This is a genomic window from Mycobacterium sp. SMC-17, from assembly GCF_045310915.1.
GTDB lineage: Bacteria > Actinomycetota > Actinomycetes > Mycobacteriales > Mycobacteriaceae > Mycobacterium.
The window spans coordinates 150,104-169,835 of sequence record NZ_JBJIAK010000006.1; the positions used below are offsets into that span (position 1 = coordinate 150,104).

Annotated in this window: 21 protein-coding genes and 1 pseudogene; 14 read left to right on the top strand and 8 right to left on the bottom strand. The window is 69.0% G+C overall.

Features of this window, described 5'->3' with window-relative positions; translation table 11 throughout:
* Positions 1-8: 8 nt before the first annotated feature.
* The 3 genes from ACJH7A_RS06625 to ACJH7A_RS06635 are packed head-to-tail and all read left to right on the top strand — an operon-like array spanning position 9 to position 2,559.
* Positions 9-929 (top strand): metal ABC transporter solute-binding protein, Zn/Mn family, encoded by a 921-nt coding sequence (locus tag ACJH7A_RS06625; RefSeq protein ID WP_406784038.1) that lies wholly within the window; start codon positions 9-11, stop codon positions 927-929.
* 9 nt (positions 930-938) lie between these two features.
* The gene (locus ACJH7A_RS06630; RefSeq protein WP_346416110.1) at positions 939-1,736 is read left to right on the top strand and encodes a metal ABC transporter ATP-binding protein; all 798 of its coding nucleotides are present in this window, start codon (positions 939-941) and stop codon (positions 1,734-1,736) included.
* Positions 1,711-2,559 (top strand): metal ABC transporter permease, encoded by an 849-nt coding sequence (locus ACJH7A_RS06635; protein ID WP_406784037.1) that lies wholly within the window; start codon positions 1,711-1,713, stop codon positions 2,557-2,559. Before ACJH7A_RS06630 ends, ACJH7A_RS06635 begins: the two co-directional genes overlap by 26 nt.
* Before the next feature lie 19 nt (positions 2,560-2,578).
* Here the strand turns inward: ACJH7A_RS06635 and ACJH7A_RS06640 are convergent, their stop codons facing one another.
* Positions 2,579-3,382 (bottom strand): sulfurtransferase, encoded by an 804-nt coding sequence (locus ACJH7A_RS06640; RefSeq protein ID WP_406784036.1) that lies wholly within the window; start codon positions 3,380-3,382, stop codon positions 2,579-2,581.
* A 24-nt stretch (positions 3,383-3,406) separates the two neighbouring features.
* Between ACJH7A_RS06640 and ACJH7A_RS06645 the strand changes: the two genes are divergently transcribed.
* From ACJH7A_RS06645 to ACJH7A_RS06665, 5 genes and pseudogenes are all read left to right on the top strand, one after another.
* Positions 3,407-4,165, top strand: a complete 759-nt coding sequence (locus tag ACJH7A_RS06645; RefSeq protein ID WP_318985411.1) for a 5-oxoprolinase subunit PxpA — start codon at positions 3,407-3,409, stop codon at positions 4,163-4,165.
* Entirely contained in the window at positions 4,165-5,085 is a 921-nt protein-coding gene (locus ACJH7A_RS06650; protein WP_318985410.1) for an MBL fold metallo-hydrolase, read from the top strand. The genes ACJH7A_RS06645 and ACJH7A_RS06650 overlap by 1 nt, the downstream gene beginning before the upstream one ends.
* Positions 5,037-6,206 (top strand): annotated as a pseudogene (locus ACJH7A_RS06655) (SLC13 family permease); the annotation flags it as partial. The gene ACJH7A_RS06650 and the pseudogene ACJH7A_RS06655, both read left to right, overlap by 49 nt.
* A gap of 13 nt (positions 6,207-6,219) precedes the next feature.
* Positions 6,220-6,627, top strand: a complete 408-nt coding sequence (locus ACJH7A_RS06660) for a nitroreductase/quinone reductase family protein (protein ID WP_212807270.1) — start codon at positions 6,220-6,222, stop codon at positions 6,625-6,627.
* Positions 6,628-6,717: 90 nt separating this feature from the next.
* A complete protein-coding gene (locus ACJH7A_RS06665; protein WP_212807271.1) occupies positions 6,718-8,274 on the top strand; it encodes a metallophosphoesterase family protein in 1,557 nt (518 codons plus the stop codon).
* Position 8,275: 1 nt separating this feature from the next.
* Here ACJH7A_RS06665 and rlmB read toward each other — a convergent pair whose 3' ends face one another.
* From rlmB to carD, 4 genes are read right to left on the bottom strand one after another with little or no spacing between them, the layout of a single operon-like run.
* Entirely contained in the window at positions 8,276-9,214 is a 939-nt protein-coding gene (gene rlmB / locus ACJH7A_RS06670) for a 23S rRNA (guanosine(2251)-2'-O)-methyltransferase RlmB (protein WP_064984810.1), read from the bottom strand.
* 3 nt (positions 9,215-9,217) lie between these two features.
* Positions 9,218-10,657, bottom strand: coding sequence for a cysteine--tRNA ligase (gene cysS, locus ACJH7A_RS06675; RefSeq protein WP_256445373.1), 1,440 nt, complete (start codon positions 10,655-10,657; stop codon positions 9,218-9,220).
* A gap of 19 nt (positions 10,658-10,676) precedes the next feature.
* Positions 10,677-11,150 (bottom strand): 2-C-methyl-D-erythritol 2,4-cyclodiphosphate synthase, encoded by a 474-nt coding sequence (ispF, locus tag ACJH7A_RS06680; RefSeq protein ID WP_020100885.1) that lies wholly within the window; start codon positions 11,148-11,150, stop codon positions 10,677-10,679.
* 20 nt (positions 11,151-11,170) lie between these two features.
* Positions 11,171-11,659, bottom strand: a complete 489-nt coding sequence (gene carD, locus ACJH7A_RS06685) for an RNA polymerase-binding transcription factor CarD (protein ID WP_020100886.1) — start codon at positions 11,657-11,659, stop codon at positions 11,171-11,173.
* A gap of 349 nt (positions 11,660-12,008) precedes the next feature.
* Here carD and ACJH7A_RS06690 point away from each other — a divergent pair, with 349 nt between their 5' ends.
* From ACJH7A_RS06690 to disA, 4 genes are all read left to right on the top strand, one after another.
* The gene (locus ACJH7A_RS06690; protein ID WP_371825686.1) at positions 12,009-12,608 is read left to right on the top strand and encodes a hypothetical protein; all 600 of its coding nucleotides are present in this window, start codon (positions 12,009-12,011) and stop codon (positions 12,606-12,608) included.
* 67 nt (positions 12,609-12,675) lie between these two features.
* The gene (locus ACJH7A_RS06695) at positions 12,676-13,254 is read left to right on the top strand and encodes a DUF4241 domain-containing protein (protein WP_212807273.1); all 579 of its coding nucleotides are present in this window, start codon (positions 12,676-12,678) and stop codon (positions 13,252-13,254) included.
* 35 nt (positions 13,255-13,289) lie between these two features.
* A complete protein-coding gene (gene radA, locus ACJH7A_RS06700; protein WP_212807275.1) occupies positions 13,290-14,684 on the top strand; it encodes a DNA repair protein RadA in 1,395 nt (464 codons plus the stop codon).
* Positions 14,685-14,759: 75 nt separating this feature from the next.
* The gene (gene disA / locus ACJH7A_RS06705; RefSeq protein WP_406801639.1) at positions 14,760-15,839 is read left to right on the top strand and encodes a DNA integrity scanning diadenylate cyclase DisA; all 1,080 of its coding nucleotides are present in this window, start codon (positions 14,760-14,762) and stop codon (positions 15,837-15,839) included.
* A 2-nt stretch (positions 15,840-15,841) separates the two neighbouring features.
* Here the strand turns inward: disA and ACJH7A_RS06710 are convergent, their stop codons facing one another.
* Positions 15,842-16,642, bottom strand: coding sequence for a hypothetical protein (locus ACJH7A_RS06710; RefSeq protein ID WP_406801627.1), 801 nt, complete (start codon positions 16,640-16,642; stop codon positions 15,842-15,844).
* Positions 16,643-16,738: 96 nt separating this feature from the next.
* On the bottom strand, positions 16,739-17,356 hold the full coding sequence (locus ACJH7A_RS06715) for a carbonic anhydrase (protein ID WP_212807276.1): 618 nt from the start codon (positions 17,354-17,356) through the stop codon (positions 16,739-16,741).
* 37 nt (positions 17,357-17,393) lie between these two features.
* On the opposite strand from ACJH7A_RS06715, the gene ACJH7A_RS06720 reads away from it, so the two are divergent.
* The gene (locus ACJH7A_RS06720; protein ID WP_267324206.1) at positions 17,394-18,281 is read left to right on the top strand and encodes an A/G-specific adenine glycosylase; all 888 of its coding nucleotides are present in this window, start codon (positions 17,394-17,396) and stop codon (positions 18,279-18,281) included.
* A gap of 97 nt (positions 18,282-18,378) precedes the next feature.
* Positions 18,379-18,723, top strand: coding sequence for a hypothetical protein (locus ACJH7A_RS06725; RefSeq protein WP_061006741.1), 345 nt, complete (start codon positions 18,379-18,381; stop codon positions 18,721-18,723).
* Here ACJH7A_RS06725 and ACJH7A_RS06730 read toward each other — a convergent pair.
* Positions 18,720-19,694 (bottom strand): GlxA family transcriptional regulator, encoded by a 975-nt coding sequence (locus ACJH7A_RS06730; protein ID WP_267324207.1) that lies wholly within the window; start codon positions 19,692-19,694, stop codon positions 18,720-18,722. The two genes, ACJH7A_RS06725 and ACJH7A_RS06730, sit on opposite strands and share 4 nt — an antisense overlap.
* Positions 19,695-19,732: the final 38 nt, after the last annotated feature.

Genomic DNA, 19,732 nt, shown 5'->3' on the forward strand with positions numbered 1-19,732 from the left:
GAGCACACATGACCCGGACCAGGCTCATCGCACTGTCCGCCCTCACCGCGCTGGCCTCGGTCACCGGGTTGGCCGCCTGCGGGTCGCAGGACGACTCCGGCCACGCCAACGGCGCCGCCAAGGTCGTCACCACCACCAACGTCTGGGGCAGCGTCGCCACCGCCGTCGCCGGCGGACACGCCGACGTCAAGTCCCTCCTCACCAGCGACGTCGACGACCCGCACTCCTACGAGGCCACCCCGGCCGACGCGGCCGCCATCGCCGACGCCTCCCTCGTCGTCATCAACGGCGGCGGCTACGACCACTGGGCCGACGATGTGCTGAAGAACCACAAGAACGTCACCACCGTGGACGCCTACTCGCTGCTGCCGCACAGCGCGCCCGGCGAGGCCAACGAGCACGTCTTCTACAACATGGCCGTCGCCAAGGCCGTCGCCGCCAAGATCGCCGACGACCTGGCCAAGTCCGATTCCGCGAACGCCGACGCCTACCGCGCCAACGCCGCGGAGTTCGGCAAGAAGACCGACGCGATCGCCGCCACCGAGCACGCCATCGGACAGAAGCACCCGGGCGCCGCGGTGGTCTCCACCGAACCCGTCGCGCACTACCTGCTCGCCGCCGCGGGCGTCGTCGACAGCACCCCGCACGGCTTCGCCGCCGCCGCCGAAGAAGGCCACGACCCCGCCCCGGCCGACGTGGCCGCGGTGCTCGACCTCATCAACGGCCACAAGGTCGACGCCCTGGTGGTGAACAAGCAGACCGAGACCGCCGTCACCAAGCAGCTCCAGGACGCCGCCCGTAAGTCCGCGCTGCCCATCGTCGAGGTCACCGAGACGCTGCCCGCCGGACAGGACTTCCTGACCTGGCAGCGGCAGACCGCGGAGGCATTGGCCCACCAGCTCGATATCGCCGCGGCGCCGGGTCGATAATCAGTAACCGTGCCTTCTGAAGCGGTCGCCGAACTCACCGGCGCACGACTGTCGTTCGGCGACCGCGTCCTGTGGGACCGGCTGGACCTGACGGTGCGCCGCGGCGAGTTCATCGCGGTGCTCGGCCCGAACGGCACCGGCAAGACCTCGCTGCTCAAAGTGCTGCTGCGCCAACAGCTGCTGACGGCCGGGCGGATGACCACCACCGGCGCCATCGGCTACGTGCCGCAGCACCGCTCACTGGACACCGGGCTGACGCTGCGCGGCCGCGACCTCGTCGGCCTCGGCTGCGACGGGCACAAGTGGGGTTTCGCCGGTCCGCGAAAGCGCGCGCAGCGCCGCGCCGTGGTGACCCAGGCACTCGGCCAGGTCGACGGCGCGCGGCTGGCCGACGTCCCCGTCTCGGTGATGTCCGGCGGCGAACTGCAGCGGGTCCGCATCGCGCAGGCCCTGGCGTCCGACCCCGCGCTGCTGCTGTGCGACGAACCGCTGCTCAACCTCGACCCGGCCAACGCGAAACTGGTGTCGGCCCTCATCGACCAGCGCCGCAAGGACGCCGGTACCGCGGTCCTGTTCGTCACCCACGAGGTCAATCCCGTACTGCCGTACGTCGACCGCGTGCTGTACCTGGTCGACGGCCGCTTCCGGATCGGCACCGTCGAGGAGGTCATGACGTCCGAAACGCTGTCCGCGCTGTACCGCGCCGACATCCAGGTCGCCCGGATCGGTGGCCAGTACGTCGTCGTCGGCCAGGACGGTGCCGGCGTGGACAACTCCGAGCATGCGAGCGGACACTGCTGTGAATAACTTCTTCAACACGGCGCTGACCGCGGACCTGCTCGGCCGCGACTTCGTCCAGCAGGCCGTGCTCGCCGCGGCGCTACTGGCGCTGCTCGGTGGCCTGATCGGACCGTTCATCGTGATGCGGCAGATGTCGTTCGCAGTGCACGGCTCCAGCGAGCTCTCCCTCACCGGTGCGGCCTTCGCACTGCTGACCGGGCTCAACGTCGGCCTCGGCGCCCTCGTCGGAAGTGCCCTGGCAGCAATCCTTTTCGGCATCCTGGGGCAACGCTCACGCGAGCGCGACTCGGCCATCGGCGTCGTACTGGCCTTCGGGCTGGGTCTGGCCGTGCTGTTCATCCACCTGTACCCCGGTCGCACCGGCACCAGTTTCGCGTTGCTCACCGGGCAGATCGTCGGCGTCGGCTATTCGGGACTGACGCTGCTGGCAGTCGTCACCGTGCTGGTGGTCGCGATCCTGGCAGCCTGCTACCGGCCGCTGCTGTTCGCCACCGCCGACCCGGAAGTGGCTGCCGCCCGCGGGGTTCCGGTGCGAGCGCTGGGCATCGTGTTCGCCGCGCTGGTCGGTGTCGCGGCCGCCCAGGGCGTGCAGATCGTCGGGGCCCTGCTGGTGATGTCGCTGTTGATCACCCCGGCCGCCGCGGCGGGCCGGGTCTTCAGTTCCCCCGTCACCACCATCGTGGCGTCGGTGGTGTTCGCCGAGATCGCCGCGGTCGGCGGCATCGTGCTGTCGCTGGCGCCGGGTGTGCCGGTCTCGGTGTTCGTCACGTCGATCTCGTTCGGCATCTTCCTGCTGTGCTGGGGCGTCGGACGGGTCAGTCGCCGGTAGCGGGATCGACCACCCGTCGCTACGCTCGCCCGACCGCTCGCCCCGGCTCGTTGCTCCACTGCGACCACGAACCGGGGAACAGCGCGACGTCCCGACCCGCGGCCGCCAGCGCGGCCACCGCCACCGCCGCGGTGACGCCCGAACCGCAGTAGACACCGTCCACGTCTGCGCCTCCATCGGTGCGCAGGGTGCCGTCGGCCGCCAGCACGCTCGGCAGGTTGATCGCCCCCGGAATGTGCCCGGCGATGGGGTCGATGGGTTCGACGTCGCCACGGAACCGTTCCGGCGCGCGGACGTCACCCAGGCGCGGGCCCAGCGCGGCGGCCTCGTCGGCGGTCAGCGTCGGCATGGCGCCGGCATACAGGTCCTGGTGCGTGACGGTGACGTCGCCCGGTGCCGGTTCGACGTCACCGCGGTCCAGCGGACCACCCGAGGTGGTCCAGGCGGCCAGCCCGCCGTCCAGGATGCGGACGTTCTCGACGCCCGCGGCGCGCAGCACCCACCAGGCGCGCGCCGAGCCCGCGCGGTTCCAGTCGTCATAGATGACGGTCGGCACGCCATCCCGCACGCCCCACCGGCGCGCCGCCTCCTGCACCGCGGCGCCCGACGGCAGTGGATGACGGCCACGGCCCGTGACGGTGTGATCGGACAGCTCGTCCTCCAGCGAGACGTAGACCGCGTCGGGGATGTGCCCGTCCAGGTAGTCGTCGCGGCCGTCGGGCTTGGCCAGCTGCCAGCGCACATCGAGCAGCGTCACGTCGCCCGCGGCGATCAGCTGGGCGAGACCGAAGGCGGTGATCAGAATGTCGTCACGAGTGGACATGGCGTCGAGCCTAGGCTGGCTGCCATGGCGGTGGTGGATCTCAATGCCGATCTCGGCGAGGGCTTCGGGGTGTGGCGCCTCGGTGACGACGACGCGATGCTCGATCTGGTCACCAGCGCCAACATCGCCTGCGGCTTCCATGCCGGTGATCCGGCCGGGCTGCTGCGGGTCTGCCGGGCGGCCGCCGAACGCGGCGTGCGGATCGGCGCACAGGTGGGCTACCGCGATCTGGCGGGCTTCGGGCGCCGCTACATCGACGTCAGCTCCGAGGACCTGACCGCCGACGTGATCTACCAGATCGGCGCGCTGCAGGCGCTGGCGCAGGTCGCCGGATCAACTGTCAGCTACGTCAAACCCCATGGCGCCCTGTACAACACGATCGTCACCGATCATGTGCAGGCGCGGGCCGTGGCCGCGGCGGTGCACGCCGTCGACCCATCGCTCCCGGTGCTGGGACTGGCCGGTTCGGCGTTCTTCGCCGCCGCCGAAGAAATCGGACTTCGCACCGTGCCCGAGGCTTTCGCCGACCGCTCCTACCGCCCCGACGGACAACTGGTGCCGCGCACGCAGCGCAATGCGGTGCTGCACAACGTTTCCACCATCGCCGATCGGGTGGCCTCCATGGTGACCGCCGGCCGCGTCGGTGCCGTCGACGGCTCAACCATCAAGATCACCGTGAAATCAATTTGTGTGCACGGTGATTCGCCCGGCGCCGTCGACATCGCGCGGGCCGTCCTCGACCGGCTCACCACCGAGAACGTACAGATCGAGGCCTTCTGCTGATGCGACCGAAACTGGGCCGGCCCGACCTGGCCGCATACACCCGCTACTTCGACCAGCCCGCGGCCGGTTCCGACTCGCCGCTGACCGTCACCTGGGCCGGCGTCACCACCATGCTGGTGTCCGACGGTTCGTCGGCGCTGTTGACCGACGGCTTCTTCTCCCGGCCGAGTCTCTTGGCCGTCGGGCTGGGCCGGCTGAACCCCGCACTACCGCGCATTGATGGCTGCCTGCACCGGCTCGGCATCGACCGGCTCGATGCGGTGCTGCCGGTCCACACGCACTTCGACCACGCCATGGACTCCGCTGTCGTCGCCGCGCGCACCGGCGCACAGCTGGTGGGCGGGACGTCGGCCGCGAACATCGGCCGCGGCGGCGGGCTTCCCGACGCGCAGTTGACGGTGGCCACTCCCGGCGAGCCGATCACGTTGGGCGCCTTCGACGTAACGCTGTTCACCGGACACCACTGCCCACCCGACCGTTTTCCCGGCACCATCACCGCACCCGTGGTGCCGCCGGTACGAGCATCGGCATACAAGTGCGGCGAGGCGTGGTCGACGCACATCCACCACCGCAGCAGCGGCCGTCGTCTGCTCGCCGTCGGCAGCGCCGGATTCGTGCCGGGCGCCCTCGCCGGGCAACGCGCCGAGGTCGTGTATCTCGGGATCGGGCAGCTCGGTCTGCAGCCCGAGCAGTACCTCGTCGACTACTGGAACGAGACGGTTCGGACCGTCGGGGCGCGCCGGGTGGTGCTGACGCACTGGGACGACTTCTTCCGGCCCCTGCACGAGCCGCTGCGCGCCCTGCCGTACGCCGGTGACGACCTCGACGTCTCGATGCGCGTCCTGAGCCGGCTGGCCGCCGACGACGGCCTGCCGCTGCATCTGCCGACGCTCTGGCAACCCGCCGATCCCTGGCTGTGAACACCGCACTCCACGAGATCGGCCGATTGCTGCCGGTCGTCGGGTTTCTCGCCGCGGTCCTGGTGCTGGCCAAACTCTGCGACGACGAAGGGCTCTTCCACGCCGCCGGCGTCTACATGGCCCGGCACAGTTGGGGCGCCGGACAGTCCGCGGCGCGCCGCCTCTTGGTCATCGTCTTCATCATCGCGGCCGGGACGACCGCCGTGCTGAGCCTCGATGCCACCGTCGTGCTGCTGACGCCCGTCGTGCTGTCGACCGCACGCACGCTCGGCGTGCCGGCGCGGCCGCACGGCTATGCCGCGGCGCACCTGGCCAACACCGCGTCGCTGCTGCTGCCGGTATCGAACCTGACGAATCTGCTGGCCTTCACGACCGCAGGCCTGAGCTTCACCAGATTCACCGCGGCGATGTCCCTGCCCTGGCTGTTCGCCGTCGCTGCCGAATATGTGTTGCTGCGGTGGTACTTCCGGCGCGAACTGCAGGCCGGCGCCGTGGACCGACCGGCCCCACCCCCACCCGAGATCCCGTATTTCGTCCTGACCGTGCTGATCCTGACGCTCATCGGCTTCGGCGCCACTTCACTGCTCGGGCTGGAGCCGGCGTGGGCCGCGTTCGCCGGCGCCGCGGTGCTGGCGGTGCGGGCCGTCGTGCGCGGTCACGAGACGCCCATGGGCATCGTGCGGGCGGCCAACGTGCCGTTCCTCGTCGCCGTGCTGGCGCTGGGTGTATTGGTGAGCGCGGTACTGGATCTCGGTTTGGGCCGGGTCCTTTCTCAGCTGCTGCCACACGGCGCCACGCTGCCGGCACTGCTCGGCATCGCGGCCATCGCGGCGCTGCTCTCGAATCTGATCAACAACCTGCCCGCCGTGCTGGTGCTGCTGCCGCTGGTCGCGGCCGGTGGGCCGGTCGCGGTGCTGGCGGTCCTCATCGGGGTGAACATCGGCCCCAACCTGACCTACCCCGGGTCGCTGTCGAACCTCTTGTGGCGCAACGTGGTCCGCGGCGAGATGCCCGCGCGGGCCCGGGAGTTCACGACCGTCGGGCTGGTGACGGCGCCGGTCACCCTGATTCTGGCCGTGACCGGATTATGGTTGACCTGTTCGATGTTGGGACTGCGATGAGCGGGGAAGACGAATGGCCGACAGCTGGAACGAACAGATCATGGCCGAATTCCGGGCCAACGGCGGCAAGGTCGGCGGACCGTTCGAGAACCTGACGCTGCTCCTGCTGCACACCACCGGCGCCAAGAGCGGTGAGCCGCGGGTGAACCCGGCGGCCACGTTCGTCATCGACGGCAAGCGACTGATCGTCGGATCCGCCGGCGGCGCCGACGCCGACCCGGCCTGGGTACACAACCTGCGGGCAAATCCCAACGCCCACATCGAAATCGGCACCGAGGAATACGACGTCGTGGCGCGCGAACTGCCCCGTGCCGAACGGGACGCCGCCTACGCCCGCATCGTCGAGCGCGCACCCGGTTTCGCCGACTACGAGAAGAAGACCGACCGCGTCATCCCGGTCGTCGAGCTGCAGCGCCGCTGAGCCAGCGCGGTTACCGCGGCGAGAACAGCACACGTCGATTCGTTGTCGGGCGGCGCTGCCGCCGGGCCGGCGGTCCGCATCGCAGGCAAGATGGCTGTCGTGGACGTGAGCCGCAGATCGCTGATCGTGGGAGGCACGTCGGCTCTCGTCGGCGCGGGCCTCGGAGCCGGCGCCACCGGATACGTCACGACCACGCGCAGCGGTCCGATGCTGTGGCAGCGGGCCGACCGCGGCGGCGCCCCACCGGTCACCGGGCTGCACACCCAGTTCGGCTCCGACGCGGCCACCGAGGTCGTGGTGTCCTGGCACACCGCGTCCGCAGTGCAGAATCCCCACGTCATGCTGGGCACCCCGGACGACGGTGTCGGCACCGCCGTCGCGGCCGAGACCGTCACCTACCGCGACGCGGCGTCACGCAGTGAGATTCGCGTCCACCATGCCCGGTTGACCGGCCTCGCGCCCGACACCGACTACATCTACGCCGCCGTGCATGACGGCGCGAGTCCCGAACTGGGCTCGGTGCGTACCGCACCCCGGGGCCGCGCACCCATCCGGTTCACCAGCTTCGGCGACCAGTCGACGCCCATGCTCGACGCCAAGGTCGCGGCATCGTTCGGCAGCGATCACGTCGGATCGCCGGCCGCCGGCGACATCACCACCGCGGTCGAACGGCTGGCCCCGCTGTTTCACCTCGTCAACGGCGACCTCTGCTACGCCAACCTCGCGCACGACCGGGTCCGCACCTGGTCGGAATGGTTCGAGAACAACACCCGTTCCGCGCGGCACCGGCCGTGGATGCCGGCGCCGGGCAATCACGAGAACGAACTGGGCAACGGCCCCATCGGCTACGGCGCCTACCAGGCCTACTTCGGGCTGCCGGACTCCGGTTCCGACCCCGAACTGCGTGGCCTCTGGTACGCCTTCACCGCCGGCTCGGTCCGCGTGATCATCCTCGCCAACGACGACGTCTGCTACCAGGACGGCGGCAACTCATACGTGCGCGGCTACTCCGGTGGCGCCCAAAAACGTTGGCTGGAAAAAGAACTCGAACGAACCCGCAGCAACAAGGACATCGACTGGGTGGTGGTGTGCATGCACCAGACGGCGGTCTCCACGGGCAACAAGACCAACGGCGCCGACCTCGGCATCCGCGAGAACTGGCTGCCCCTGTTCGACCGGTTCAACGTCGACCTCGTGGTGTGCGGGCACGAGCACCACTACGAACGCAGCCATGCGCTCCGCGGCACCCTGCCGACCGACACCCTGACACCGAATCCGGTTGCCGCACAATCGGACTCGATCGACACCAGCAAGGGCACCGTGCACCTGGTCATCGGCGGGGGCGGCACGTCGATCCCGTCGAACACGATGCTGTTCCCCGAACCGCGCTGCCGCGTCCTCATGTCCGTCGGCGAGGTGAATCCCGGCACCGGAAGGAAGACACCGAACTACATCGAGGAAGCCGCGCCCTGGTCCGTCTTCCGCGATCGGGAAAACCCGTGCGGATTCGTGGCTTTCGATGTCGACCCAGGCCAACCGGGTGGCAATACCTCGATGGACGCCACCTACTACGCGGTGAGCGGTCCGTTCGGCGAGGTGCGGGCGGTCGACAGCTTCAAGTTGACGCGGCCCCGCACCGACCGCTGAATCAGCGGCGCTGCCGGGCGATCTCGGCCAGCACCACGCCGGCGGCCACCGACGCGTTGAGCGACTCGGTGGGGCCCGCCATCGGGATCGAGACGATGTGGTCGCAGTTCTCCCGCACCAGTCGCGACAGACCCTTGCCCTCCGAGCCCACCACGACGACCATCGGCCCCGAGGCGTCCAGCTCGTCCAGGGTGGTGTCGCCGCCGGCGTCCAGTCCGACGATGGTCAGGCCGGCGTCGGCCCAATCCTTGAGCGTTCGGTTGAGATTCGTCGCCCGAGACACCGGCAGCCGGGCGGCCGCTCCGGCGCTGGTGCGCCAGGCCACCGCGCTGACCGACGCCGAACGCCGCTGCGGGATCACCACGCCATGCCCGCCGAACGCCGCCACGGACCGCACGATGGCGCCCAGGTTGCGCGGGTCGGAGATGTTGTCGAGCGCGACGAGCAGGGCCGGGCTCGAGTCGGAGGTCGCCGACTTCAGCAGATCGTCCGGGTGCGCGTACTGGTACGGCGGCACCTGCAGCGCGATGCCCTGGTGCATGCCGTTGCTGGTGATGCGGTCCAGATCGTGGCGCTGCACCTCCATGATGGCGATACCGGCATCGGCCGCGCGCGTGACCGACTCGGTCAGCCGCTCGTCGGCCTCGGTGCCCAGCACGACATAGAGCGCGGTGGCCGGGACGCCGGCGCGGAGGCATTCCACGACCGGGTTGCGGCCGACCACGACCTCGACGTCATCGGTCTTCTTGTGCCGTCCCTGATTCGACCGGGCGGCCTTCTGCGCGATCTTGTACGCCTTGTGGTTGGGGCGCTGTTCGGCGCGCGGCGTCGCGCCCTTGCCCTCCAGCCCACGCCGGCGCTGGCCACCGGAGCCGACGGTCGGGCCCTTCTTGGTGCCCGCTTTACGAATCGCGCCGCGGCGCTGGGAGTTTCCGGCCATGTCCTACCTCTTCCCCGTCGCTTCGCTCGCCCCAGGAACCCCATCAGTCAGGGCCCACTGCGGGCCGTCAGCGGTATCGGTGACCTCGATGCCGGCCAGCTTCAGCTGGTCGCGGATCGCGTCGGCGGCAGCCCAGTCCCGGTTCTCCCGGGCCTCGGCGCGGCTCTTGAGCGCCCACTGCACCAGAGCGTCGACGGCGTTCAGCGCTGCCGACGTCTCGTCGCGGGTTTCCCAGCGCTCGTCGAGCGGGTCGCAACCGAGGATGCCCATCATGGCCCGGATCGACGTCGCCGCGGCCATCGCGCCGGCGTGGTCACCGGCATCCAGCGCGCGGTTGCCGTCGGCGCGGGCGGCGTGCACCTCGGCCAGGGCCGCCGGCACCGCCAGGTCGTCATCGAGTGCGGCCGCGAACTTCTCGGTCCAGGTACCGACCTCGACGGCACCCACCCGGGTGCGGACCCGGTGCAGGAACTCCTCGATGCCGGTGTAGGCCTTGGCCGCGTCCTGCAGCGAGTTCTCGGAGAACTCGAGCATGGACCGGTAGTGCGCACTGCCCAGGTAGTAACGCAGCTCGGCGGCCCGAACCCGTTGCAGCACAGCCGGAATCGCCAGCACGTTGCCCAACGACTTGCTCATCTTCTCGCCACCCATGGTGACCCAGCCGTTGTGCAGCCAGAACCGCGCGAACTCGTCGCCGCAGGCGTTGGCCTGCGCCGTCTCGTTCTCGTGGTGCGGGAAGATCAGGTCCATACCGCCGGCGTGGATGTCGAACACCGAGCCCAGGTACTCCTGGCACATCGCGACGCACTCGGTGTGCCAGCCGGGGCGGCCCCGGCCCCACGGCGTCGGCCAGGACGGCTCACCGGGCTTGGCGCCCTTCCACAGGGTGAAGTCCCGCGGATCACGCTTGCCGGTCGCCACGCCCTCGCCCTGGTGCACATCGTCGATGCGGTGACCCGAGAGCTTGCCGTAGTCGGGCAGGCTCAGCACGTCGAAATACACGTCGCCGTCGGCCGCGTAGGCGTGCCCGCGCTCGATCAGCTTCTCGATGACCTCGACCATCTGGGTGATGTGCCCGGTGGCCCGGGGCTCGGCCGACGGCGGCAGCACGCCCAGCGCGTCGTAGGCGGCAGTGAAGGCCCGCTCGAAGGTGGCGGCCCACTCCCACCAGGGCCGGCCGGCTTCGGCGGCCTTGTTGAGAATCTTGTCGTCGATGTCGGTGACGTTCCGGATGAACGCAACGTCGTAGCCCTTGGCCGTCAGCCAGCGTCGCAGCACGTCGAAAGCGACGCCGCTGCGGACATGGCCGATGTGGGGCAGGCCCTGCACGGTTGCGCCACACAGGTAGATGGATGCGTGTCCGGGCCGCACCGGGGTGAAGTCCCGCACGGCACCGGTCATGGTGTCGTAGAGCCTCAGGCCCTCGAGACGGTTTTCGGTCACGACGGGCCAGCTTACCGGCCTAATCGAGCGAGACCACCAGCGCCGTCGCAATCGCCGCCAGACCCTCGCCCCGACCGGTGAGCCCGAGACCATCGGTGGTGGTCGCCGAGACGGAGACAGGAGCATCCAGAAGCGCCGACAGCACCTGCTGGGCCTCTTCCCTGCGGGGCGCGATTTTCGGGCGGTTGCCGATCACCTGGACCGCCGCATTGCCGACCCGAAAACCGGCAGCCGTCAGCAGCGTGGCGACATGTTTGAGCATGTCGGTGCCGGTGACGCCGCGCCACTCGGGACGATCGGTACCGAAGACACTGCCCAGGTCACCGAGGCCGGCAGCACTCAGCAAGGCATCACAGAGTGCATGCGCGGCGACGTCGCCGTCGGAATGCCCGGCACAGCCGTCAGCATCGTCAAAGGACAGGCAGAGCAGCCAACACGGCCGCCCTGCCTCGATGGGATGTACGTCGGTACCGAGACCGATACGGAAGTTCACTGCTCCGTTGGAGATGGCGTTCAGGACGCCGCGGCGAGAACCTCGTCCAGGATGGTGGCGGCCTTCGCGTCATCGGTGTTCTCGGCCAGGGCCAGCTCACCGACAAGGATCTGACGAGCCTTGGCCAGCATGCGCTTCTCGCCGGCGGACAGCCCGCGCTCCTGGTCACGACGCCACAGGTCACGAACGACCTCGGCGACCTTGTTCACATCACCGGAAGCCAGCTTCTCCAGGTTCGCCTTGTAACGACGGGACCAGTTGGTCGGCTCCTCGGTGTGCGGGGCGCGCAGCACCTGGAACACCTTGTCGAGGCCTTCCTGACCCACCACGTCGCGAACACCGACGTATTCAGCGTTTTCTGCGGGTACTCGAACGGTCAGATCGCCCTGCGCAACCTTGAGGACGAGATATTCCTTCTGCTCGCCTTTGATGGTCCGGGTTTCAATCGCCTCGATCAATGCTGCACCGTGGTGTGGGTAAACGACGGTGTCTCCGACCTTGAAAATCATCAGATTCGGGCCCCTTTCACATAGCAATGTTAGCACGGGCGTCAGACACCCGCGGATCAACAATGCAGGTCAGGGGCCATACAGATGCGTGAAAGGGGTTGACAGCGCGGCGTTTACGTGCAGTGGCGGGGGCCACAATCCGGCCGAATTCCCCCGGATTCACGTCCCATTCACCGGTCATTCCCGGCCGGAAAGACGCCCGAACCAGGCAGATGGCGGGCCTCCGCTACCGCCGCCAACCGCCACCTACTACTCTGCATAGTCGAACGCCGGACCAGTCCGGGGACACAGCAGGACATACCCAAGGCCGTCACGCGCATCGCCGCTGGCGCCCAAGCAGGAGGCTTGAGTGAACCGCATGAAATCGCGCACTTCTGCCGTCACGCTGGCCGCCTTCGGGCTGGCCACCGCGGTGACGCTCACCGGCTGCAGCAGCGGCCAGGTCTCACAGAGCGCGAACCAGCTGCCTGCGGTCAACGGCACCGCCACCACCATCGGCAACGAGAAGGCCGGTGTGGATCTGCGCAACGTCTACCTGCGCGCCCCGCAGACCCGCGACTTCGTCAAGCCCGGCACCATGGTCGAGCTGCTGTTCGTCGCGACCAACAAGTCGCCCGACAACCCCGACAAGCTGATCGGCATCACCTCCGACACCGGCGAGGTGCTGGTCAACGGCGGCACCACGGTGCCCGCGGGCGGCGTGCTGCTGGTCGGCACCCCGGACGGCCAGAAGCAGACCCTGCCGCGGTCCGAGGACGCCACGACCTCCATCGCGATGGTGGCGCTGACCAAGCCCATCAGCAACGGCCTGAACTACAACTTCACGTTCAAGTTCCAGAACGCCGGCGAGAAGACCATCGCGGTCCCGATCTCCGCCGGCGAGGCCCCGCGCCGCGAGGCCGGCGACGCCGCTCCGGCACCTGCCGGCGGCGGCGAGGGACATCACTAGCCTCGCTTCGTTCCTCGCAGCCACCACCGGTCGCGCTGCGGGATGCACCGTCGTCGAACTCGGAACGGTGCAGGTCAGTACCGGCGCATTGATCGCGCGGGATCCGTTCGGCCCGAGAAGCGGCGGTTGCATACTCGCCGTCCCGAATGGCTCGTACCGGGTTTGGGCAACGGTGGTCGATGTGAGCGACGACGGCACTCCTGAGCCCCGCCAGGCATATTTGAGCGTGGCGATCGGCGACGGCCAACCGGCCCTGCTCGGTTCCGCCGACGAATTACTCGTGCCGCCCGTCCCCAGCTTCGGCGCGTTCACCGGCACCGACCACGGGCTGCTCGCGGTTCACGATGCGGCGGTCGAGGATTCAGTGCTGGCAGATCGCGCCGAGGCCATCGACCGCGGCCTGTGGGCACCGGATATCGGCCCGGGCTACGCCAATGTGTCACTCGACCCGGCCTCCGGTGCCAATGTCGTCGTCAGCGGATCCGGTTGGGGCGACGGCGGTTTCCCGGTCCTTGCGACGTACGACCGCGACGACAGGCCCGTCGCCGTACACGTGGATTTCGGTGTCATCGGGGACCACCCGGATGATCAACCCGGCTTGATGCGAAAACTGGCCAGGCGACTCGGATTCGGACGCCGAGCCTGACGCAATCTGTCGGTACCAGCGACTAAGTTCGCGGCATGGCCAGAACCGGTTCGAAAGTACGTTCGCAGTTCCGCTGCTCGGAGTGCCAGCACACCACGGCGAAATGGGTGGGCCGCTGCCCGGACTGCGGCACCTGGGGCACGGTCAACGAAGTCGCCGTACTGAGCACGCTGACGCCCGCGACGCATCGCGCCGTCGCGCCGGCGTCGCCCGCAGTACCGATCAGCTCGATCGATCCGGGCACGACCAGGCATTTCCACACCGGGATCAGCGAACTGGACCGCGTGCTGGGCGGTGGTGTCGTACCGGGTTCGGTGACGCTGCTGGCCGGTGATCCCGGCGTCGGCAAGTCGACACTGCTGCTCGAGGTCGCGCACCGCTGGGCCATGTCCGGGCGGCGTGCGCTCTATCTGTCGGGCGAGGAGTCCGCCGGGCAGATCCGGCTGCGCGCCGAGCGCACCGGCTGCACGCACGACGACGTCTACCTGGCCGCCGAGTCCGACCTGCAGACGGCGCTCGGCCATATCGAGGCAGTTCAGCCCACGCTGGTCGTGGTGGACTCGGTGCAGACCATGTCGACCGCCGAAGCCGACGGCGTCACGGGCGGCGTGACGCAGGTCCGGGCCGTCACCACCGCCCTCACCATGGCGGCCAAGACGACCGGCATCGCGATGGTCCTGGTCGGCCACGTCACCAAGGACGGCGCCATCGCCGGGCCGCGCTCACTGGAGCACCTGGTGGACGTGGTGCTGCACTTCGAGGGCGACCGCGCGTCGGCGCTACGCATGGTCCGCGGCGTGAAGAACCGCTTCGGCGCGGCCGATGAAGTCGGCTGTTTCATGTTGCACGACAACGGGATCGAGTGCGTTGCCGACCCTTCGGGGCTCTTCCTCGATCAGCGGCCGGCGCCGGTTTCGGGCACCGCGGTGACCGTCAGCCTCGACGGCAAACGGCCGCTCATCGGCGAGGTACAGGCCCTGATCGGCTCGCCCTCGGCAGGATCGCCGCGCCGCGCCGTCAGCGGTATCGACTCGGCGCGCGCGGCCATGATCACCGCCGTGCTCGAGAAGCGGGCGCGCCTGCCCGTCGGCACCAACGACATCTATCTGTCCACGGTGGGCGGCATGCGACTGACCGATCCGTCCTCGGACCTGGCAGTCGCGCTGGCCATCGCATCGGCGTACACCGATCTGCCGCTGCCGGCCACCGCGATCGCCATCGGCGAGGTGGGCCTGGCGGGTGATCTGCGCCGGGTCACCGGCATGGATCGCAGGCTCGCCGAGGCCGCCCGGCTCGGCTTCACCACGGCCGTCGTGCCCACCGGAATCGAGTCGCCACCACGCGGCCTTCGGGTGCTGCCGGCCGAGAACATCACCGCGGCGTTGCGGGTGTTACGCAAGATCACAGAGAATGTGGACCGGACCGGGTAGAGCCCGGCCGGAAAACCACCGAGGAGTGCACCGATGTCGGTGAAAGCGGGAACCCGGGCCGGGCGCGGCAACGTCGTGCATCTGGCCCGACCGACACTGCGCGAGACGTTGGGCAAGCTGGCGCCCGGTACCCCGCTGCGGGACGGTCTCGAGCGCATCCTGCGCGGCCGTACCGGCGGGCTGATCGTGCTGGGCTACGACGACAGCGTCGAGGCCATCTGCGACGGTGGCTTCCCGCTGGACGTCCGGTTCGCACCCACCCGGCTGCGGGAGCTGTCGAAGATGGACGGCGCCGTGGTGCTCTCCAGCGACCTCACCCGCATCTTGCGGGCCAACGTGCAGCTGGTCCCCGACCCGTCGATCCCGACCGACGAATCCGGCACCCGGCACCGCTCGGCCGAGCGCGCCGCCATCCAGACCGGTTTCCCGGTGGTGTCCGTCAGCCACTCGATGAGCATCGTGACGGTGTACGTGGCCGGCGAGCGGCACGTCGTACCGGAAACTCCGACCATCTTGTCGCGCGCCAACCAGACCGTCGCCACGCTGGAGCGCTACAAATTCCGGCTCGACGAGGTCAGCAAGCAGCTGTCGATGGCCGAGATCGAGGACTTCGTGACGCTGCGCGATGTCATGACCGTCGTGCAACGCATGGAGATGGTCCGCCGGATCAGCCTGGAGATCGACGCCGACGTCGTAGAGCTCGGTACCGATGGGCGTCAGCTCAAGCTGCAGCTCGACGAACTGGTCGGCGACAACGACGCGGCCCGCGAACTGATCGTGCGCGACTACCACGCCAACCCCGACCCGCCGACCGCCGACCAGGTGACCGCGACACTCGAGGAGCTCGACGCGCTCAGCGACAACGAACTGCTCGATTTCACAACGCTCGCAAGGGTTTTCGGCTACCCCTCGACGCCCGAGGCGCAGGATTCGGCGATGAGCTCGCGCGGCTACCGGGCGATGGCCGGCATTCCGCGTCTGCAGTTCGCACACGTCGACCTGCTGGTGCGCTCGTTCGGATCGCTACAGGGCCTGCTCGCCGCGAGCGCCGACGACCTGCAGTCGGTGGAGGGCATCGGGTCCATGTGGGCCCGCCACATCCGCGAGGGTTTGTCGTTGCTCGCCGAGTCGACGATCGCCGACCGGCTGGCCTGAGATCAGTTGGCGGGGCCGGGCAGCGTCGGCTCGCCGGGAGCCGGTGCGACGGGAGCCGGCGGCGGCGCCTCGCCCGCGGGCGGTGCACCCGGGCCGGGCTGCTGGGCCTCGGACAGCACGAACGGCACCGGGGCCGATCGCAGATTGCCCAGCTGGACGACCAGGTTGTAGGTGCCGGGCCCGATCGCCTGACGCGGCAGCGGGCAGTTCGGCGCCGAGCCCATGCCGGTCCACGTGACCTCGGTGGTCACCTGCTCGCCCGGCTTGAATGCGCGGACCAAGGTCTCGTTCGACGGCGCGCAGTCCAGGTTGGACCACAGCCGGTTGTTGTCCAGTGAGTAGACGTAGGCGGCCAGCACGGCGGCGCCGACGTCACGCTTGCACTCGACGAGGCCGATATTGGTGACCACCATGGTGAACTTCGGCTGGTCACCGATCACGTAGGTCGGCTGGTTGGTGATGCCCTTGGCCGCCAGCGTCGTGTCCGGGCAGTCGTCGCCCGCCTTGAGCACCGGCGGCGGCGTGACCGCGGTGGTCGGCGTGGGCGTCGGAGCCGGACCCGCGTTCGGCGGCGGCGCGATCGGGCTCTTCACCCCGGGCGTCTCGCCGGGCAGCGGCGTCGCGGACGTCGACGTGTTCGCGGTGGGCTGAGTCGGCTTGGAATCGTCGGTGCTGTTGCTGAAGACGACGACCCCGATGATCACGACGAGGAGAACGACGACTGCGCCGACACCGATGGCCAGCATCCGCCGACGCCAATAGATCTGGGATGGCAGCGGGCCATGCGGTTCTAGATCCGGCACATTGTCACGGTAAGGGCACAAAACGCGGTGCGCTCTGACCTGCTGCGGCGTGTCGTCTGTGAACTGGGGTGGTATTCGCCACCCCAGTTCGACGGACTATTCGCCGATGTCGCCGACGTGGTCGCGCTTGGTGACCCGACCCTCGGCCAGGTGGTAGGTCGCGCCGACGATGGCGACCTTGCCCGACGCCAGACGCTCGGCGATGATGTTGGACCGCTCGCTCAGCAGGCGCACCGTCTCGTTGACGTGCTTGGCCTCGAGCTCGTCGACCTCGGAGAGTCCCTCGCGGCGGCCGACCAGGATCGACGGCGTCACCCGCTCGACGATGTCCCGCACGAATCCACCCGGCACCGCGCCGTCGTCCAGAGCCGTGATGGTGGCCTTGACCGCGCCGCAGCTGTCGTGGCCGAGAACCACGATCAGCGGCACTTCGAGGATCGCCACGGCGTACTCGATAGAACCGATCACCGAGGAGTCGAGGACGTGGCCCGCGGTGCGGACGACGAACATGTCGCCGAGGCCCTGATCGAAGATGATCTCGGCGGCGACGCGGCTGTCCGCACAACCGAAGAGGACGGCCGTCGGCTTCTGCCCGCCGGCCAGCTCGGCGCGGCGCTCGATGCTCTGGCTGGGGTGCAGCGACTCACCGGCAACGAATCGCTCGTTACCCTCTCTCAGTGCTTTCCAGGCGTTTATCGGGTTCGAGTTGGGCATGCCGCCCATTGTGCCCTGCTCGCATAGTGAGTGCGCAATGAGTTCAGGGCAAATTCTCATCCCGGCCGACGAGCTTCTGGATTGGTTCCGCACCGCACGGCGCGACCTGCCGTGGCGGGCCCCCGATGTCACCGCGTGGCAAATTCTGGTGAGCGAGTTCATGCTGCAGCAGACGCCGGTGTCGCGGGTGGAACCGATCTGGCGGGACTGGATCGCCCGCTGGCCCACGCCGTCCGCGACCGCGGCGGCCGGGGCCGCGGACGTACTGCGCGCCTGGGGAAAACTGGGCTATCCGCGGCGCGCCAAGCGCCTACACGAATGCGCCGAGGTGATCGCCGCCGAGCACGGCGACGAAGTCCCCCGCGACGTCGAGACCCTCCTGACGCTGCCCGGTGTCGGCGCCTACACCGCGCGGGCCGTCGCCTGCTTCGCCTATCAACAGGACGTACCCGTCGTCGACACCAATGTGCGCCGAGTGGTCGCACGTGTGATTCGCGGCGTGGCCGACACCCCCGCGCGCTCGCGCGACCTGGACGACGTCGCCGCGCTCCTGCCCGAAGATGGCACGGCACATGTGTTTTCGGCCGCGTTGATGGAACTCGGCGCCATCGTCTGCACCGCCCGCACACCGAAATGCGGGGTCTGCCCGCTGACCGTGTGCGCGTGGCGCAGTGCCGGCCATCCCGAGTTGGACGCCCCGACCCGGCCGGTCCAGAAGTACGCGGGAACCGACCGCCAGGTCCGCGGCCGGCTGCTGGATGTGTTGCGCGGCAGCGCAACTCCGGTGACGCGGGCGCAGTTGGATGTGGCGTGGCTCACCGATACCGCGCAGCGCGACCGGGCGCTGGACTCGTTGCTGGTCGACGGCCTGGTCGAGCAGACCGCCGACGACCGGTACGCGCTGGCCGGTGAGGGCGAGCGCTGAACCCCGTTTCAATGAGAACGGCATGAAACCGCGTGCTTTCCGATGAGAACGGCATGAGTCAGTACCACATGCGGTGATCCTCGGATAGAACGGAAGCATGACCGCATACCGAATTTCAGGTGAACAGAAAGTTAACGCTCGTCGTCGCGGCCTCGTCATCGCCGGAGCCGCCGCAGCCGCAATCGCCGCGGCGACCCTCGCCCCGGCCACGGCCTCCGCGCTGCCGACCGGCGGCGGCTCGGCCGTCGACACCATCAACGAGCTGCAGTCCCGCGGCTATCACGTCCAGGTCAACACCAGCACCTCCGGACCGCTGTCCGCGTGTTCGGTGACCGACGTGCACGGGCTCACCGGCTCCAACATCGACGGCCGGGGCCAGCGCATCAACTCCGGCCAGTTCGACACCGTGTACGTCAACGTGCAGTGCAGGCCGCAGGGCTAGTCAACCGGTTGCGGCGCAAGCAGATTGGGACAAGCGAAGCGCCGCCGGTAGTCGGACGGATTGACGCCGACAACGCGCCGGAAATGGTGCCGCAGTAGGGTCGCGGTGCCAAATCCGGCCTTGTCGGCCACCCGATCGACATCGAGATCCGTCTCCTCCAGCAGCCTGCGGGCGTAGAGCACGCGCTGATCGGTGACCCACTGCATGGGCGTCCGCCCGGTCTCTTCGACGAAACGGCGCGCGAACGTGCGCCCCGACATGCTCGCCCGTTTGGCCAGGCTGTCCACCGTATGCGGGTGGCGCAGGTTGGTCAGAATCCAATCCAGATGTGGCGCAAAGCCTTCCGAGCACCGCACCGGGATGGGCTGCTCGATGAACTGCCGCTGACCACCGTCGCGCTGCGGCGGCACCACCATGCGGCGCGCGATCTTGTTGGTGATCTCGCTGCCCATCTCGCGCCGCACCAGGTGCAGGCAGGCATCGATACCGGCAGCGGTGCCCGCGCTGGTGATCAGATTTCCGTCGTCGACGAACAGAACGTCACGATCGACGCGGGCCGTGGGATACATGCGGGCCAGCTTGTCCGCGTGCATCCAGTGCGTGGTGCACGCACGGCCGTCGAGCAACCCGGCGGCACCGGCCACGAAAACCCCCGAACAGATGGTCAGGATCATCGAGCCGGAATCCGCGGCGTTACGGATGGCGTCCAGCGCCTCCTGCGGATAGACCGGACCCGCCACCGCCGGAATGGCGACCAGGTCAACGCCCAGGAGCTGGTCGATTCCGTGGTCGGGAATCAGTGAGGCACCGACCGACGTCCGCACGGGCCGCCCGGCCTCCGGCCCGCACACCTTGAAATCGAAGTTCGGCACACCGTCGGCCGACCGGTCGATACCGAACACCTCGCACACCACGCCGAACTCGAACGGCGCCACTCCGTCCATCACCAGGACCGAGACACTCTTGATCATGGCAGTATTTTATCGATTACCGTCCGAACTGCCACTGT

Excerpts from the sequence above, each read along its gene's own strand:
- ACJH7A_RS06625 (WP_406784038.1), top strand. The coding sequence starts at position 9 with ATGACCCGGACCAGGCTCATCGCACTGTCCGCCCTCACCGCGCTGGCC.
- ACJH7A_RS06635 (WP_406784037.1), top strand. The coding sequence starts at position 1,711 with ATGCGAGCGGACACTGCTGTGAATAACTTCTTCAACACGGCGCTGACC.
- ACJH7A_RS06640 (WP_406784036.1), bottom strand. The coding sequence starts at position 3,382 with ATGTCCACTCGTGACGACATTCTGATCACCGCCTTCGGTCTCGCCCAG.
- ACJH7A_RS06645 (WP_318985411.1), top strand. The coding sequence starts at position 3,407 with ATGGCGGTGGTGGATCTCAATGCCGATCTCGGCGAGGGCTTCGGGGTG.
- ACJH7A_RS06650 (WP_318985410.1), top strand. The coding sequence starts at position 4,165 with ATGCGACCGAAACTGGGCCGGCCCGACCTGGCCGCATACACCCGCTAC.
- ACJH7A_RS06660 (WP_212807270.1), top strand. The coding sequence starts at position 6,220 with ATGGCCGACAGCTGGAACGAACAGATCATGGCCGAATTCCGGGCCAAC.
- ACJH7A_RS06665 (WP_212807271.1), top strand. The coding sequence starts at position 6,718 with ATGGCTGTCGTGGACGTGAGCCGCAGATCGCTGATCGTGGGAGGCACG.
- rlmB (WP_064984810.1), bottom strand. The coding sequence starts at position 9,214 with ATGGCCGGAAACTCCCAGCGCCGCGGCGCGATTCGTAAAGCGGGCACC.
- carD (WP_020100886.1), bottom strand. The coding sequence starts at position 11,659 with ATGATTTTCAAGGTCGGAGACACCGTCGTTTACCCACACCACGGTGCA.
- radA (WP_212807275.1), top strand. The coding sequence starts at position 13,290 with ATGGCCAGAACCGGTTCGAAAGTACGTTCGCAGTTCCGCTGCTCGGAG.
- ACJH7A_RS06715 (WP_212807276.1), bottom strand. The coding sequence starts at position 17,356 with ATGCCCAACTCGAACCCGATAAACGCCTGGAAAGCACTGAGAGAGGGT.
- ACJH7A_RS06720 (WP_267324206.1), top strand. The coding sequence starts at position 17,394 with ATGAGTTCAGGGCAAATTCTCATCCCGGCCGACGAGCTTCTGGATTGG.
- ACJH7A_RS06725 (WP_061006741.1), top strand. The coding sequence starts at position 18,379 with ATGACCGCATACCGAATTTCAGGTGAACAGAAAGTTAACGCTCGTCGT.
- ACJH7A_RS06730 (WP_267324207.1), bottom strand. The coding sequence starts at position 19,694 with ATGATCAAGAGTGTCTCGGTCCTGGTGATGGACGGAGTGGCGCCGTTC.